Raw genomic sequence first — 16,899 nt, 5'->3', positions numbered from 1 at the left:
TTTAATGGCCGTTTAAAATTAAGTCTTCGCAGACCTCTGCGGTGTCGGTAAACAGATTGTAATGCCCCCAATTAGCAAAAATTTTATATTCGGCATCCGGAATAATCTCGGCAAGCGCCACGGACTCTTGCCAAGCGACCATATCGTCGTTACCTCCACCGACAATGAAGGTTGGGCAGCTGATCTGTTCAGTTAAGGTGCGACTGATCTTAAATTCGTGGGTGGTATTGACCAGATGGGCAAACCGTAGAAACGCCTCTTTACCGCTATTGAACGGTGCTTGGATCATCTGTTGGTACTGCTTATTATCAATACGCGCCAACTTGTCTTGCATGCTTTTTGTGTTATACGCCACGATATTTTGATGGAGAAAATCAAGCTTTTTCTCATCGTGGATCAACATGCGGCAAACCTGGCCTATGGTATCACCCGTGAGGCCCGGAGTGCCTTGATTAAAGAAATTCGGCGCATTGAATAGCACCATTTTTTCGATTAAACATGACTCTTGTGCCGCAGCAACCAAAGCAATTTGGATCCCCGTACACCACGCAACCAAAGTGAATGAGGGCAAGGCTAACTCGGTCACAATAGTGGTTAAGTCTTGAACTTGATCCTGCACAGAATACTCGCGAAAACGCTCATCGTATACACCTGGAAATCCCCGACGTCGCCAGGTCACAAAATTATGGCCCCGCGCTACCATGGCATCAGACAACGCCTGTGTTATGCAACTGTCTACACCCAGCGCATTGATAAAGACCACAGTTGGCTTGGTGCTATCAAACTGATTGAGGTTAACGTCCAGCATTAATCCGTCATGTGCTTGTACTTTCATAAAGGTGTTTCCAGTTCTAATTTTTGCTGCGCAGATTGCGCGGTCGATTGATGTGAGCTCGGCAAGTTATCTATCTTTGACCAAATATCGCAACTGCGATCTTGCCATGCATCCACAAATGAACTCTGACGCGCGTTATACGCCTGCTCAGCCGCCTGCTTGTCGCGCCCTCTGAGCTTAAAGTACTCATCCGTGGCACTGGCATAGGCGGATATGGCCAGCACAGCTCCCATACCCGCTACAGGCGAGCCCGTTCCCGACGCATCTCCGGTCAGCATGATGTTTTTACTGATAAAGGTACTCGCGCGCGTGTATTGCACATCAATGGGTTTGCTGATCCACAAAACTTCCCCAACCTTGCTTTGCTGCGCGTCAGCGAAGAACTGCGCACGCTGTGCAAGTTGTGCTGTGCTTGGCAACTCACCATTGGCAGTGTACACCGCTACTCCGAGCTCATCTCGATTGGGATAAAAGAGCCCAAATTCACAACCTGATAGCTGTTGATCAGCATCAAATGAGAATTTGTAATTGAGTGCTGAGCTGTCACTGGTTGCACGGCAGTGATAAATATACCAACACTCCTCTCCCTTGTTGGCAGTTTCAGTGTCGTAACATATCCCCACAGCCTGCGCATTTGAACTGCACTCGCCATCGGCCAAGATCACCAATTCAGGCGTGACGGTGAAGTGTGACTCCAGCTGCAAATTACGCAATGTCACGCTGGCTTGCTCTCCCTCAGTGGGCACCACTTGTGCCTCCACATTAAAGTAAATATGCACGCCTTTATCACGTGCGGCAGTGAGCAATACATCTTGCAGATCTGCCAAAGAGATAGCCAATACCGACTCGCCCACAAATTCATCATAGGCACTCTTATGGGTGTTTCCAGGTGCATTGAATTGGGTTGTCGTTAGCTGCGCCTTATCTATCTGTTTTTGATAATAACGCGTCGACTCATTGTCACTGCGGGTATAAAAGAAGTTGTGCTGCGCAATGGGCGTGCCACGCTCCATGAGCTGCGTCAGTACACCAAAGCGCTGTAAATAGGGCAGCGCATTTTGATATATGGTGACCATTTGCATTCGGTCGACGACCTTGCGTTTATCAAACAAGTAGACCTGTTCAACCCCATTGAGCACGGCGCTCAGCGCTGCCATGATCCCCGCAGGACCTGCACCGATCACTATCACACTGTGTTCATCAATTTCGTCTAGCAGCTGAGTAGCGCTGCTCTCGTACTCAAAGCGGTAACCACTGCTCGTGGCCTGAGAAATATAGCCAGGAAGGTCTATTGGCACTTGCTTGGCCTCAGCCTCCTGGGCGGGTTTTGGCTGTGTGCATTGAATCACAGCAATGAGATCAGACACACTGTCGGCTTGAAGTAACTTACTGCCTACTTGCGTTTCGTCGAGTTGCTCCATACCATCGCAAAGCGCAGACACTATCAACATTTTAGTCACTGATGTGACACCTAGCGCTTTAAGCGGCGTTGTCAGTTGTAGCTCATCACGACCAAGGCCTAAGATTTGTCCAACTGTCTCTACCACTAACTCAGTCACCTCCGAGTGAAGTAATGGCTGCGTCGAATTGGCATCACTAGCCTGCGCAATATCAGTGGCAGACAATGCTGGTTGAGTCGGTGTATCTATCTGCTGTGCACTGTTCGGTGATGGTTTTTCTGCCGGTTTGGGCAGCCAACAATGACGACGCGCAAACGGATAAGTCGGCAAGGCAATGATCTGTGGCAGGACACCATGCTGCTCACCATAAAGAGACGCCCAACTCAGGTGTCCTCCTTGCACCCATAACTTGGCCTGTTTTAACAGCTCTGTATCGTTTGCACTATCTAGCTCAATGGATGCATGGCGCGAGGTGTGTTCAATATCATGGAAAAAGACCTCCGCCTGTGCCTTACCATCTAGCCACGCTGCGAGGTAGTCACGCAACTGTTCAATGGTGTTAACCACACAACTCAACCGAGTCGGCATGGCCTCTCTGCCTTCTATCAGCGTATACGCTACATCGTCGAGATGAATATCTTGCTCCGTGCTGAAATGCGCCATATGCCGTGTCACCAACTCCTTTAGGCGTGCCTCATTTTGCGCTGAAAACACCATCACTCGATCACGGCGTACACCTGCTACTTTGGTTGCTGATTTTGCAGTTAGACACTCCTCTAGCACCATACAACAACCCGAACCACCTGCACCCAAGGTATTGATCATCGCACTTCTAGGCCGCTCAGCTGCTGCTGTCGTCCACGGGGCAAACTTATCTTGGATAGTAAATGGCGCGCTGTCTAAATCGAGTTTCGGGTTGAGCGGCTGGTGTAAGATCGAAGGGGTTAATACCCTGTGTTTCAATTGCATGGCGACTTTGATCAGCTGTGTCAGCCCTGATGCGGCTTCAGCATGGCCGATACTTGATTTCACGGTGCCGATAGGCAGCTTTATATCGCCCGCGGTGTCACAAAACACCTGCTTCATCGCTTCAATTTCAGCGCTGTCTGACACCGTCGCGCCCGCCACTGAGGTTTCAATATAGTCTATCTGCTGCGGTGCCATTTTGGCCGTTTGCAGGCATCCGCTCATTAAACGTTTTAGGGCATCGGGATCTGAGACATTAAATCCATCGGTGGTGCCTTTATGATCGGTATGCACGCCCTTGATCACCGCCAGCACGTCATCATTATCTTGTATCGCATCGCGTAGAGGCTTCAGCAACACTGCACCGACCGTCTCACCGGGAATAAACCCACCTGATTCACCAAACCCGCGCACAGCGCTTTGCTCAGCCAGCAATTGAGACTGACTTAACGCCTGGTATTTGTAGCCGTGAATCGACAAATTCGTGGCCCCCACAATGGCCAACCGACAGGCCCCACTGAGTAAGTTTTGACAGGCAAGATAAATTGCACTGGCAGCCCCGGAGCACATGGTATCCACCGCCATACTTGGGCCATGAAGATCAAAAAAGTGAGAAATGCGATTCGCCATACTGGAGAGCGATGACATGGCGACCATGGATTTTTTATCTTGTTCGGTATCGAAAGCATGGTACTGCTGATACATAGATGCGGTGTAAACCGCCACCTTGTGATCGTATTGCTGTGCCAATTTTTGCTTGGTATAGCCGCGACTTTCCAGCAGGTTCCAAACCTCTTCTAAGAGCAAGCGCTCTTGTGGATCCATCAGCTGTGCTTCGCGCGGGGAGATCTTAAAAAATAGCGGATCGAACTTATCAACATCGTGGATAAACCCTCCCCAACGACATGCCAATGCGTTACTTTCAAGGCCAAATAACGCCGCTCGCTCATCGGGAATATCGACAATACAATCTAGGCCTTGTTGCAGATTTTGCCAAAATGTATCGACGTTCTCAGCCTCTGGAAAACGCCCCGCGACACTGATGATCGCGATGTCTTGCTCGGCTACCGCAGCTGCTGTGGTCTGGCGATGTGTTGCATTCCCTGCGCGCTCGCTGTGCTCTGCGGTCGTACTCGGTGCGTTATCCATGACATTGGATGCGCGTGCTGGTGCGGCACTTGGCTGGCCAAATAGACGCTTGATATTGTCCGTCACCTCAGGTTGATGCATGGTCTGGGCATGCATAGCCAGCTCTTGTTCAATAAATGTTGGCAGCTTGTCGCGCACTTGCTGACAGAGGTGTTTTTTCAATAAAGAGACTGAGCGCAACGGCTTTTGGGCGATTAAGTCAGCCAACTCATAAGCACGACTTAGTACGCTTTTACGCGGCAGTACTTGTAGGCCCACCCCGCGTTGTTGTAATTCATCACCGCGATATTGATTGGCACTCAATAACATTTCACTGCCCAGATCCACACCCAGCTTGGTGGGCACTATCAAGGTCGACCCCATCCCCGGCGTAAAGCCATATTTCATAAAATTGAGGGTGTAGTAGCTCTCTTTGCTGAGCAACACGATGTCAGAGAATAACCCCATCACAAACCCGCCGCCAATGGCATGGCCCTGAATGGCAGATATCACCGGCACCCGACACTCTAATGGCAAGCTATAAATATTAACGTCACTAAAATTGCCCTGAGTGTCATTTAGCGACAGTAGGCTATCCTGAGTGCCACCACTGCAAAAGTAGCTGTCAAAGCCTGTGATGATGACCGCTTTGCAAGCGCGATTTTCCTCAATTTTTTTATATGCTTGCATCAACCCTGACAGAATATCACGGCTAAACATATTTTTATTGTCACGGTCTTCCATGGTGATCTGGACAACACCGTTATTCTGCTCGATGATGGAAACAACCGAGTTGATGATTATTTTTGTCATTGTTTTAGCTTTCCCATGGCAGCTTGCCGCTTTCCACATAACGTCCAATATTGGTTACCACAGAGGGCAGAGAAAAGGTTGCTCGATTTTCCTGTACCGCGATCGACTCGTGTTCGAGTAATTGTGGGTTCAGTGTATTCATATAGTGTTTGTGCCGTATTATGCCATCGCGAGGTAAGCGTCTCAGACGCAGTAAATGCCGTCTGAGCAACTCGTCTAAGTCATCTGAAACGGCATCGGCCAATCCCCAATTCGCAACGTCATGGGCGTTAAAAGGAGAGGTCATCAAGGTCATGTAGTTGGCTTTTTGCCAGCCAACTTTTTTGATTAAAAATGGCATGACACAGGCGGGTAAAATCCCAAAGATGAGCTCTGACAAGCTATATTGGGCACGGCTGCCTGACAAAACAATGTCACACGCAGCGACAAACCCCATCCCGCCGGCATTGACCCGCCCTTCTACCACGGCAATAGAGATAAATGGCCCCAGCGCAATGCGCTTCCACAGCGTGTACAGTATACTTGGATCGTGTTCACTGCCTTGCTGGTTGTCTGTGTACTCTTGTTTGTCCATCCAAGAAAAGTCTGCGCCGAAACAAAACACCTCCGGCAGTCCTTTGATAACCAATATATTGCTGCGCGACTCACAGTCGGAGATCACCCGCAAGCACTCCTCAATCATTTGCTTATTCAAAGTATTCTTATGGTTAGGCCGATTAAATTGGAGCGTGCATATCTCCGCATTGTGACTAACCTTGATCATCTCATACGTCACGATTGACACTCACACATTTTTATTGGAATTCATATTCTCGGTGAAAATTGTTGATCCGCTTCAAGTACAAACGTGGACTTAGCTGCTGTTGTTGTTGGATCTTATCGGTGATTGGACACTCAACCACCACATCTTGGGTGCCAAAACGCACCTCTTTGTTTTGTCGCAGAGACCTTTCATACTCCTCGATGGAGAGCTGATAGCGACTATCCAAATGCGATGCGATATCCAGTGACTTTAAGCGTGCTTGCCCCTGCTCAGTGACAATTCCACTGTAAAATTCAGAGCAGCACCCTGAGCCATAGGCAAAACAGCCAATCCGTCTGGGCGTGCTAAAATCCCCCGCCTCTATCACCCCCGCCAAAGACACGTATAGCGCACCGCCCATAATGTTACCAATGCGCTGACAATAGGTCAGTCCGGGCGTCACCCGCTGGTTATAATCGGCTTCGATTTGCGCCGGAGGTTGCTGCGCAAACTTTCTCATCAACGAACGGTGTGCGCCTTTAACCATGCCGCCAAACGGAGTATGAAATGCCAAATAATCAAATGTATGTGCGTAGTTCGCCCCGTCAACACGTTGCTGATACTGCAAAAAAGTTTGCTCACAACAATCTAAATAAGACATCAAGGAGATATCTGCATTACCCGCTTCACTGTCCGGCTGAGGTCGACAGGTGTCCATAACTTCATAGGAGTAATAACCACTGGCCCCCACATCCAACCTAAAAATTTCCGGCTTATTGCTGATCAACATCGCCACTGCGCCAGCGCCACCCGAGGGCTCCGAAAACGCCCAATCTTTTTCATTGACGTCCTCTTCCCCTAACACCATAAATCGACATAAATCCACCGCAATCACCAAGGCTTTCGCGCCAGGTGAGGTGTTAGACAAAATGAAGTTCGCCGCATTGTGTAAACCAACCGTACCTGAGTAGCACGCCTGTTTTACTTCAAACACCCGGCAGTTTTTATTCAAGCCAAGGTGATCATGCACATAGGTGCTAATGGATTTACCAAAATCAATACCTGACTCAGTGCAGGTGATCAACATTTCGATGCTGTTTTTTTCTGCCTCACTCAATGCATCCAAAATAGGTTTGGCAGCATTGACGGCAAATGTGACCGGATCTTCACTGGCCAGTGCCACAGTTTTTTCTGACATTAATAGGTTGTTAAAGCGTGCGATATCGAGCTCGCGGTGATCGATCAGTTTACGTACATCCAAACACGCCGTGCCTGCATATACATTCATCGCTTCAATACCTACTTCACTGCATTCCATTACTTACTCCTACTCAACTATTGTCAAGGCTTAGTGATACACAGCGCGGTGTTTGCCCCACCAAACCCGTAACTCAAACTCAGCGCTTGTTTGATGTTGGTTTCATGCCTTGTTGTCGTCACCCAATCAAAATCTGCTTGTATGGGGTTTTCTAAATTTAAGCTGGGATGTAAAAAGCCCTGTTCCATCTGGATCAAGGTCGCGATGATTTCAAGGCACCCAGCTGCGCTCAGAGCATGACCAAATAGAGACTTGGTCGCGTTCAAAGGCACACTGCGCAGTCCGGTTTTGGCCAAGGCTTGCAACTCGGTCTCATCCCCTAGCACCGAACCACTGCCATGGGGATTGACATAATCAATGTCTGAGGCCGTCATCGCTGAATTGTGCAATGCCTGTTGGATCACGGCTATTTCCCCAGCCAAAGAGGGATCTGGATTGCGATTTCCATCCATCACCACAGCGCACCCAGGTATAGCAGCGCGCAGATGAGCCCCTCTTTGCAACGCGTGTTGATGACGCTCAAGCACTAATACGCCACAACCCTCACCATAAATAAAGCCATCTCGTTGTTGGTCAAAAGGCCGACAAGCCAAAGTAGGGGCATCGCAAAAGCGGCTGCTTCCCATAGCACCCAGTGAGGAAAATGCATGACATTCCCAGTAGGATAAATCCATCAGAGCCCCAACCACAACGCATACATCCAGTGCCCCACTTGTCACCGCTTTTGCCGCTTCAATCACCGCCAGTTGTCCACTGGCGGAGGCACCGCCGAGCGAAAAAGCACTGCCGCGTATGTTAAATAGCTCAGTGCAGATCCCACAGATGTCTGAGTCCATAAAATTTAATGCATAGCTGGGCTGAATAAAATACGGTGCATTTTTACGCTTGTCACGCAAATTATTTAAGTGTCGCTGCTGTACATTACTGCCACCGACAATCAGGCCTATTTTTTCAGGCTCAACAGTATCTAATTTGGCGTCTGTCCACGCCTGCTGCAGCGCAGCCAACGCCGCCTGTGCACTCAGTGAAAAAGTGCTCAGATTATGGGCTTCAAACTGCTTAGGCATCGCCAGTGGCGCAAGCTCTGCACCAATAAATGGCTCGTCAAAACAGCGCCCCTCTCGGGTCATATATGAAAACGCCGAAGTGCCTTTTTTCAGTGCCTGAGAGATGGCTGTAATGTCTTGCCCGATCGCAGTAACGGCGCCCATGCCGGTGATCAGCGCAGGCGCATTGCGCATATTAGCGGCGATTGAGTCTGTCATGTAAGAGATCTATCAGTTCATCCAAATTGGTCGCCGACATGGTGTCAGTCATCGGTATTCTGAGTGACAATGCCGCCAAAATATCCACGATAATTTCAACCCGCTCCATCGAGTTCACACCCAAAGCGGCTAAGCTATCGCCCTGCTTAAACGTATGATCTTGCAAAGAGGGGACTAGCTGACGAATACAATCTAACACCACTGTTTGTACCTGACTTCTTTCGACATTGACTGCGATATTCATAGTACTTCTTCCATCTGTTTATGTTCTTTATGTTGACCGGACACACCTAAGTGTGCGCCTTGTGTCGCCTCATCACTGCGCTGCGCAGCTTGTAAGGCTTGGATTATTTCCTGTGCTTGTTGCATCCCTTTGTTCTCTAACTGGCTTTGAATATACCTAGAAAAACTTTCCAACGTGTTGTGTTCATAGACAATATCGGCGTTCAAACTGAGCTGCATGGTCTGATTGATCACCTTGATCCACTCCATCCCGGTAATTGAATCCAGTCCTAAATCTGCAAATCGAGTCGCCGCTTTGATTTCCTGCTCAGCCATCATCAGAACCGTTGCCAACGACGTGCGCAAAAAGTCTAACGAGGTGTACTCACTCGGCGCTTGCAATGACACTGTAGAGTCAAGCTGCGCAACATCATCCGTCGATGTCTGTGGCTCAGCAAACAGCGAAGTCAGATACTGAGAAAACGCTGCTGGCGTCGGGTGCTCATATACCGCATTTGCCTCAATGTGCGTGCCAAAATGGCCATTAATGGCGCGGATCCATTCAACCCCAACAATCGAGTCTAAGCCCAAGTCAACAAAGCGAGACTGCGCGCGAATATCCCCCGCATCGAGCAACAAAGCATTTGCTAAGGTGGCGATAACGGTCGTGATCACCGCCTCATCATCAACCGTTTCAACCGTTTCTTCTAGTGCAGGTGTGGCTTGTTCGGTTTCCCTCACTTTGGGCTGCACTACCAATGTCTCGCCAGACTCACTTTGCTGCAAGTGCGCATGCAACTGATTGATGCTGGGGTACTCATGTACCCGCTCGACTGCCAACGCCAAATTGTACTGCGCATTGATGGCACGTACCCACTCTACACCAACGATGGAGTCTAAGCCAATATTTGAAAACGGCGTATTGTCGGATATTTCATCCTCGTTCATCATTAACGCCTTGGCCAAACTCGCTCGTAAAAAGTCCTTACTGAAAGTATCTGCACCTTCGCTGGCATCAGTTTTAGACATTTCACTCGCTGTCACCGCCTCTCCTGACAAGTCATGCTGAGGTGCCGAGGTTGCTACCCTTTCACCTGCCTGAGCAGGTGTTGGCAAAGTGACTTTTTTCACCGCAAACATGTGCGGATCGACCAATTGTATCTTACCCGATTTGCGCTCCTGCGGTGCTGGCAACACAGCAGGGTTGTGTGATAGGGCATTCACCAGCTGAGCACGTAACGCTTCATCGCTGGCTGGTTTCCAGTAACGTTTTGCCGCAAATGGGTAAGTCGGTAAACTGATTTTTATCGGGCTCTGGTGGCGATATAAAGCATGCCACTGAATGTCACCCCCTCGCAACCAGGCACTGACAAGCTCTTTACAACGTATATCTTTTTGCGCTTCATCGGAGCGCTTAATGGTACTTAAAAAGCTTGGGTCTAGTGACGGAGACTGCGCTTGATTATCGTCAACAACCCCAGTGCATACCGCGCTACTCAACCAGTTTTCAGTTTCCCCTGACACACTGTCAGCTGCCAAGAATAGCTCCAATCCTATGTATATCTCCGCCAAGTCGCCAGCCATGCATGCCAATCGGTAGTCAAATGTTTCGCGACCCGTTTGCAAGGTATACGCAATGCGCTGTACATCGTCTTGAGACAACTGCTCGCGCCTTAGGTGATGTAGTAAATTATTGGCCATCTCTTTGAGTTGCTCGTGACTTCTGGCAGATAGCGTGATCACTTGAACGTGCGCGCTTTGGTTCCCGTGTAACGAGGCCTGTTTAGGGGCCTCTTGGACAATAAGATGGGCATTTGAGCCCCCAGCACCAAACGATGACACTCCAGCAATACGCGGGGCATCATCACGACTTGGCCATGGCGCCAGCTGTTGCTGCACAATAAATGGGGACTGCGCAAACTCAATTTTGGGGTTTATCTGTTCACTGTGTAATGAAGGCACAAGTTGCTGATGCTTCATTTGCAGCAGCACCTTGGTCAGGCCCGCAATGCCCGCCGCACTTTCGCAGTGGCCAATATTGGACTTCACAGAACCAATTGCGCAGACATTGCCCTTGCTGTCAGCGGCTGAAAACGCTTTATTCAAAGCGGCCACTTCAATGGGATCTCCCAACGAAGTCCCCGTCCCATGTGCCTCCAAATAGCTGATCTCTTGAGGTCTAACCTTGGCTTGTGCCAATGCCCGAGTGATCACTGTCTGCTGAGCTGTGGGGCTAGGAACAGAGTAGCCATAGGTTCTGCCACCATGATTGACCGCACTGCCTTTGATCACCCCGTAAATATTGTCGCCATCTTGCAGTGCTTCACGCAATGGTTTGAGTAGTACTGCTCCCACACCTTCACTGGGCACAAATCCGTCCGCTTCAGCGCTGAAGGTTTTACAGCGACCAGTTTGCGATGCAAACCCGCCATATCCCAGCATCAGGTATTTTGCAGGATGAATAGACACATTGACGCCGCCAGCGATGGCAGCTTTACACTCACCGCTGAGTAAGCTTTGACAAGCTAAGTGAATACTGGTCAGTGACGAAGCACACATGGTATCAATGGCCAAACTCGGACCGTGAAAGTCACAAAAGTAGGATACGCGATTGGCAATAGATGACGGGCTCATAGACAATACCATAGGCTGGCCTAACATGGTTTCCTGCGCGCCATACAATTGATATTCCTGATACGTCACCCCAACATACACACCGACCGCGCCGGGCGACCCATCAAGTGCGGTGTTTTGTGCCAACGACGCCCGGGTATAGCCAGCGTCTTCAATCGCTTCATAGGCAGTTTGTAAAAACAGCCTCTCCTGTGGTTCGATGATTTCAGCTTCGCGAGGTGAAATATTAAAGAAACTCGGATCAAACTTATCTACGCCGTCAATAAAGCCGCCCCACTTCGCATACGTCTTTCCAGGTTTACCTTTTTCCGCATCATAATAATGACTATGAGACCAGCGGCTGATTGGCACCTCGGTGATGCAATCTTGACCCCCTGCCAACACCTGCCAAAACGCGTGCAGTGAATTTGCTTGAGGGTAGCGTCCTGATATACCGATGATGGCAATATCCATGTCCTGTGCATCGCGGCTTTGATCCAGGCAAGCGCTGGCGACGAGCTCTTTTTGCGCTTCTATCGGTTCAGGTGAACTGGTTGTAGCGGGGATATCACTCGAACTGGGCTGTGTCGTCAGGTGCGCCTCAAGTTGAGTGCGGTGTGCAGCCAACATGTATTCAGCCAACTGCGCGATTGTATGATATTCAAAAAACAGGGTTTTTGGCAGTGCCCCATACACAGACTCCAGCTTATTGGTCAGCTTGGTCACCACCAAAGAGTCTATGCCCAGTTCATCAAAGCCAGTATCCTGATCGAGCTTTTCCTTTGCATACCCTGTCACTTGCGAGATCAGCGCAGTCAACTGTTCATATACTGACGCCAATAGGGCGTCATCATCGGTGGATAATAAGGGATCAGTGTGCCCTTGCACCACCGTTTTGCCCGCCCAGGAGTCGCTGTACGCATCGAGTAACTCTTGTAATGTACGATAGGCGTTGGCGGTGTCTAAGCTAAAATCATGATCAAAATGCTGATTTAGCTGATTGATAATGGTATGCAACTCTACGATACCAAAGCCTTGCTCATCCAGCTCAACATGCAGGTCAATGGCACTTTGTGCCACACCGACAACCACAGCGGCAGCGGCGGTAAATCGCGACATGAGTTCACGCTGCACTTGGTCAATATTCGGCGGTGTGGTGTTGGCTGGCTTTGCGATAGACTTGGCCGCGCCAATAGAGCGAGAGAAATGATGTTCAAGTTTTGCCGTATCGCCAGCAATGGCTATGGTGCGGGTACGCGTTTGGCGCATCACTTGATACAGCGCGGACAATCCCACATCGCGCTCAATAGGCTGCATACCTGACATGTCGTACAGTGCTGTGAGAATATCATCGGATACTTGCATCCCGCCATCACGCCACAACCCCCAGCCGATAGCACAACTTTGACCAAAACACAGACCCTGTTCAACGCGTTGTTGTCGCTGCTGCGCATACAGATCCATAAAGGCATTGGCAGCCGCATAATCTCCCTGCCCAACATTACCAACCATGGAAACCGCTGAAGAGAACAGCACAAAGTGCTCAAGTTCTATCTCTTCACACGCTTGTCCCAAGTGCCATGCACCATAGGTTTTTGGCGCGAGGACTCGTCGTATGCTTTGTGCATCTTTATTGCGCAGCAGACCATCTTGAATAACCCCTGCACAGTGTAGTACCGCATTGATCCCACCATGCTCACGCACGGTATTCTGAACCAAGGTTGTCACTGCGTCGAGCGCGGTCAGATCCACTGCCTCATAGTGCACCGTTGCCCCCATCTCTTGCAAACGGGAGAGTTGATTTTCTCTGTGCGCATCCAAAGGCCGCTGGCCCGTTAAAATCAAGATAGGCGCCTGCACTTTTTGCGCAATATCGCACGCACACAAATACCCCAGCTGGCCCAATCCTCCCGTGATCAAATACACCCCTTGATCGCGCCATGGATGAGGCACAGACACAGTGTCAATCACGTCCAGAGCGCATGCCATTAATTGTGATGCCTCGACTTTGAACCAGTGACAATGCGTTTGAAGTTTCGCCTGTTCAAGCAATTTAAATACCTGCTCTTGGGGCAAGTTCACGGGCAACTCAATAAGTTGCCCTGTGACGTTATCGTTTTCCAAAGAGTACGTTTTTAACAGTGCCGACATCGCTGGCAGGGTTGACTGTAAGTTGGACTCTTGGGGGACCACAACTTGCAAAATCTGATGTGACGCGCGCTTTGAACGCATAATGGCATCAAATCGCGCCGTCAATTGAATGCAAAATTGCGTAAAGCTGGTAGCTGGATGTGCCGTCGAACTAGACAAGTGGACAATCCCCTCCCGTGCCGACAAGGCTGGATAATCGCACAATACAATATGTTGCTCTATGTCTTCGTCCAATAGTTCACTGTGCGTCTCATCCAGTGCCCGCCAACTTGGCGCCATCAGCAACATCCCCGCTTTACTGTGTGTTGTCGAGGATGCCAAAGCACCATGGCCATGGGCCGTTACGGGCACAAGCATCGGCGCTTTTGGGATATCAATCTGGGCAAAAGGATAACCGGGTAAACTGACACGCTGATATTGCGCGGGCTTGCTAGGGTGCCAATCGATTTCCCCCCCTTGAGTCCACAACTCAGCGATATATTGAAACTTTCTCTCTGCGAGCCAATGCCTTACCAGCTGTTGGGCTGAGGACTCCTGAAACAGTGCCTCAACGCCCCGACTTTTATCTACTTTACCTTGCCACAGCTGCGCACATACCGTGCCCTGCTTAAATGCTTTGAGCATATCGAGTAAGGCTTCTAACGAGTCAACTTCACACGCCATGCGATATGGCATGGCTTCTCTGCCTGCTTGCAAGGTATAGGTCATATTGGCCAGTGATAAGGATGGCTGCTCAGTCAAAAAGTCGATGTATTTATCCACATAGCGCGCCAGTCCCGACTCGCTTTTTGCAGACAAGACAAATAAATAAGATGACTCAAGCGTACTGCTATGTGCACCAGTAGGCGCCTCTTCAACCACAATATGTGCGTTGCTGCCGCCGGCACCAAACGACGATACCCCTGCGCGCCGCTTCGCGTTGCGCTCTGTCGTATCCAGCTGCCAATCAGTCAGCGAGTGCTGTAACTTGAACGCTGAGGCTGCAAAATCAATGTGTGGGTTTGGTTGCTCAGCATTTAAGGTCGGCGCGAGCTTTTTATGCTGCATTTGCAATAATACTTTTGTTAGCCCTGCAATACCCGCAGCCGCTTCAAGGTGGCCAATATTGGTTTTGACCGACCCTAGCGCGCAGAATTGTTGTGCCGATGTATCCGCTTTGTAGGCCTCATCTAAGCCCTTAAACTCTACCGGATCCCCCAGTAGAGTCCCGGTGCCATGCGCTTCAACATAGTTGATATCCGCAGCACAAAGCTCGGCTCTAGACAGAGCAGTACGAATAAGGTTTTGCTGCGCTAACGGGCTCGGTACGGTGTAACCGTTGACCTTGCCACCGTGGTTTGTTGCTGTGCCGCGGATCACCCCATAAATGTGATCACCATCAGCAATGGCTTTGGCCAAGGGCTTTAACAACACCGCTCCCACCCCTTCACCGGGCACAAACCCGTTTGCCTGCGCGCCAAACGCACTTAACGTACCGTCTTTGGACAGCACATTGAGTCTGGTGAACTCGGCAAATGTAGAGGGGTGAGTATAGGCATTCACCCCCCCAGCAACAGCCACATCACACTCACCGGCATAGAGGTGCAAGCAAGCTTCGTGAATGGCCGACAAAGACGACGAGCACGCGGTATCGACAGGCATGCTGGGGCCGCAAAAATTGAACCGGTAAGAGATCCGATTGGCCGCTGAAAAATAAGAGTCTTTATAATTGTCAAATCCAGCTTTTGAGATCCCAACAAAGACGCCGACCGTATCGCGTTCCAAGGTCTTAGTGGTGTATCCGGCATCTTCAATAACATGCCAAGCACACTGCATAAAGAGCCGCTCTTTGGGGCTCATATAAGCAGCTTCAAAAGGCGGTAAATTGAAAAACTCATTGTCGAAATAATTGAGTCCATCTAAAAAACCGCCCCACTTTGCCGCCGATTGAAAGCTATCACCTTCACCATCAGCTTGTGCGTCAAAGTACGCTGCTATGGGCCAGCGTTCATTGGGGATCTCGCGAATGCTGCTTTTACCAGCAGCCAGATTTTGCCAAAACTCAAACACATTGTCCGCATCTGGATATTGCCCAGCAAGCCCGATAATGGCAATGGGTTGTCTCGTGAACGACCGCTTACTCGCGGTGAATTTCCGGCGTGCACTCGAACCGCTCGTTGACTGCTGAAAATGCCGTTTACAATGGTCAATCAACTTGGCGGGAGTCGTTGCTTCAAACAACACCGCCGGATCTATCTGAGTGGCTAATTTCGCACTCAATGCTTTTGACACCCGAGATACCAATAGGGAGTCAAACCCCATATCGCTAAATTCCCGCTCAAGGTCAATGTCCCGCTCTGAAACGCGCAAATGTTCAGCCAGGATTGAAATCAATATCTCAGTAATACGATGTTCATCAGCGCCCGCCGGTACAGGCTCTAAATCCATGTGCATCGCGGTATCGTGCGCCGGTGACGCTATATCAGGTGCTATCCAATAGCTTGTTAGGTTAAATTGTGTGCCAGGTAAGTGCACGCGCTGACGCCCTTCAGGCGATATTTCAGGCCACTCACACTGGCCGGTTTCTAACCATTGTGCCGCAATCGGTTGGGCCCGCTCACTAAGCGCTTGGCTTTGCCCATGTTCAAATACATCTGAATTCGCTCGCGCCTGTAGTACATCTTCGATCTGCTGCAGTAGCTGCTCCCTCGATGACGCCAAAAAGATGCAGCGATAGTCGTGGCTGTCTCGGCCATGTCGCAATGTAAATGCCAGACGTGAAAGTGGGTATGCGTACTGACGTAATACTGCGTGTAGCGCAGAGAGTTGGGCAGTGAAACACGCTTTATTCAGTGCTGACACCGGCAGCGCCCAAACTTGCTCACCTTCGGGCTCCCCCTTAACACTCGGCTCAGACACCTGATCTAGACCTTCAATTAACACGTGGGCATTATTGCCACCCGCCCCATACGCATGGATCCCCGCCAGTCGATTGCGCGACGTCTTCGGCCACGGTATGGTGTCTGTTGCCAATTGACAGACACTGTGCTTGGGGTCAATATCCGCACTGATCTGCTCAATTCCGAGTATCTTGTGTATTTTTTCGCTTTGCAAACTATGAATGACTTTGAACAAAGCCCCCAACGAAGACGCTGAGTGCATATGACCGATCATGGGTTTTAAAGTGCTCACTTTGCACTGCGCCGGGCGCAATGCCACTCCCTGTTGCTGCGCCAGATTATTAAGTGCAAGGTTAAATGCATCCCACTCGCAAATATCGGCAACCGGATTGCCCATGCCCTGAGCTTCTATATAGTCGACCTCTCGCGGATCTATGTTGGCCTTGGCGTAACATGCTTGGATCAGAGATGCATGTGCGTTGGTATTGGGTGCAGCAATGGATGCCGAACGATTGCCGTTATAATTTACCGCTGAATTTTTGATCACAGCATAAATAGCGTCCCCAT

General features: G+C 49.9%; 7 protein-coding genes. All 7 read right to left on the bottom strand.

All coding sequences use genetic code 11. From position 1 onward, the window contains the following. Nucleotide 1 precedes the first annotated feature (1 nt). Genes MHN81_RS21680 through MHN81_RS21650 form a run of 7 tightly spaced genes read right to left on the bottom strand, consistent with a single transcriptional unit; the run spans nt 2 to nt 16,879 of the window. On the bottom strand, nt 2–835 hold the full coding sequence (locus MHN81_RS21680; RefSeq protein ID WP_023402309.1) for an alpha/beta hydrolase: 834 nt from the start codon (nt 833–835) through the stop codon (nt 2–4). Further along, nucleotides 832–5,142 (bottom strand): polyketide synthase, encoded by a 4,311-nt coding sequence (locus tag MHN81_RS21675; protein WP_239426699.1) that lies wholly within the window; start codon nt 5,140–5,142, stop codon nt 832–834. Before MHN81_RS21675 ends, MHN81_RS21680 begins: the two co-directional genes overlap by 4 nt. Before the next feature lie 4 nt (nt 5,143–5,146). Beyond that, nucleotides 5,147–5,917: an enoyl-CoA hydratase/isomerase gene (locus tag MHN81_RS21670; RefSeq protein ID WP_036977464.1), complete on the bottom strand. Its 771-nt coding sequence runs from the start codon at nt 5,915–5,917 to the stop codon at nt 5,147–5,149. Nucleotides 5,918–5,936: 19 nt separating this feature from the next. Next, nucleotides 5,937–7,202 carry a hydroxymethylglutaryl-CoA synthase family protein gene (locus tag MHN81_RS21665; RefSeq protein ID WP_023402312.1) on the bottom strand — a complete coding sequence of 422 codons (1,266 nt, stop codon included), beginning with the start codon at nt 7,200–7,202 and terminating at the stop codon, nt 5,937–5,939. Between the two features lie 23 nt (nt 7,203–7,225). Further along, nucleotides 7,226–8,467, bottom strand: coding sequence for a beta-ketoacyl synthase N-terminal-like domain-containing protein (locus tag MHN81_RS21660; RefSeq protein WP_239426698.1), 1,242 nt, complete (start codon nt 8,465–8,467; stop codon nt 7,226–7,228). Further along, complete coding sequence (locus MHN81_RS21655) at nt 8,445–8,711, bottom strand: phosphopantetheine-binding protein (protein WP_023402314.1); 267 nt, start codon at nt 8,709–8,711, stop codon at nt 8,445–8,447. The genes MHN81_RS21660 and MHN81_RS21655 overlap by 23 nt, the downstream gene beginning before the upstream one ends. Continuing rightward, nucleotides 8,708–16,879, bottom strand: a complete 8,172-nt coding sequence (locus MHN81_RS21650) for an SDR family NAD(P)-dependent oxidoreductase (protein WP_239426697.1) — start codon at nt 16,877–16,879, stop codon at nt 8,708–8,710. Before MHN81_RS21650 ends, MHN81_RS21655 begins: the two co-directional genes overlap by 4 nt. Nucleotides 16,880–16,899 lie beyond the last annotated feature (20 nt).

The organism is Pseudoalteromonas sp. Of7M-16 (assembly GCF_022347805.1).
Lineage (GTDB): Bacteria > Pseudomonadota > Gammaproteobacteria > Enterobacterales > Alteromonadaceae > Pseudoalteromonas > Pseudoalteromonas luteoviolacea_F.
The sequence above is the reverse complement of the archived record's forward strand: the minus strand, read 5'-3'. Positions and strand labels throughout refer to the sequence as shown.

Coding starts and splice junctions, on each gene's coding strand:
- MHN81_RS21680 (WP_023402309.1), bottom strand. CDS start 835: ATGAAAGTACAAGCACATGACGGATTAATGCTGGACGTTAACCTCAAT.
- MHN81_RS21675 (WP_239426699.1), bottom strand. CDS start 5,142: ATGACAAAAATAATCATCAACTCGGTTGTTTCCATCATCGAGCAGAAT.
- MHN81_RS21665 (WP_023402312.1), bottom strand. CDS start 7,202: ATGGAATGCAGTGAAGTAGGTATTGAAGCGATGAATGTATATGCAGGC.
- MHN81_RS21660 (WP_239426698.1), bottom strand. CDS start 8,467: ATGACAGACTCAATCGCCGCTAATATGCGCAATGCGCCTGCGCTGATC.
- MHN81_RS21655 (WP_023402314.1), bottom strand. CDS start 8,711: ATGAATATCGCAGTCAATGTCGAAAGAAGTCAGGTACAAACAGTGGTG.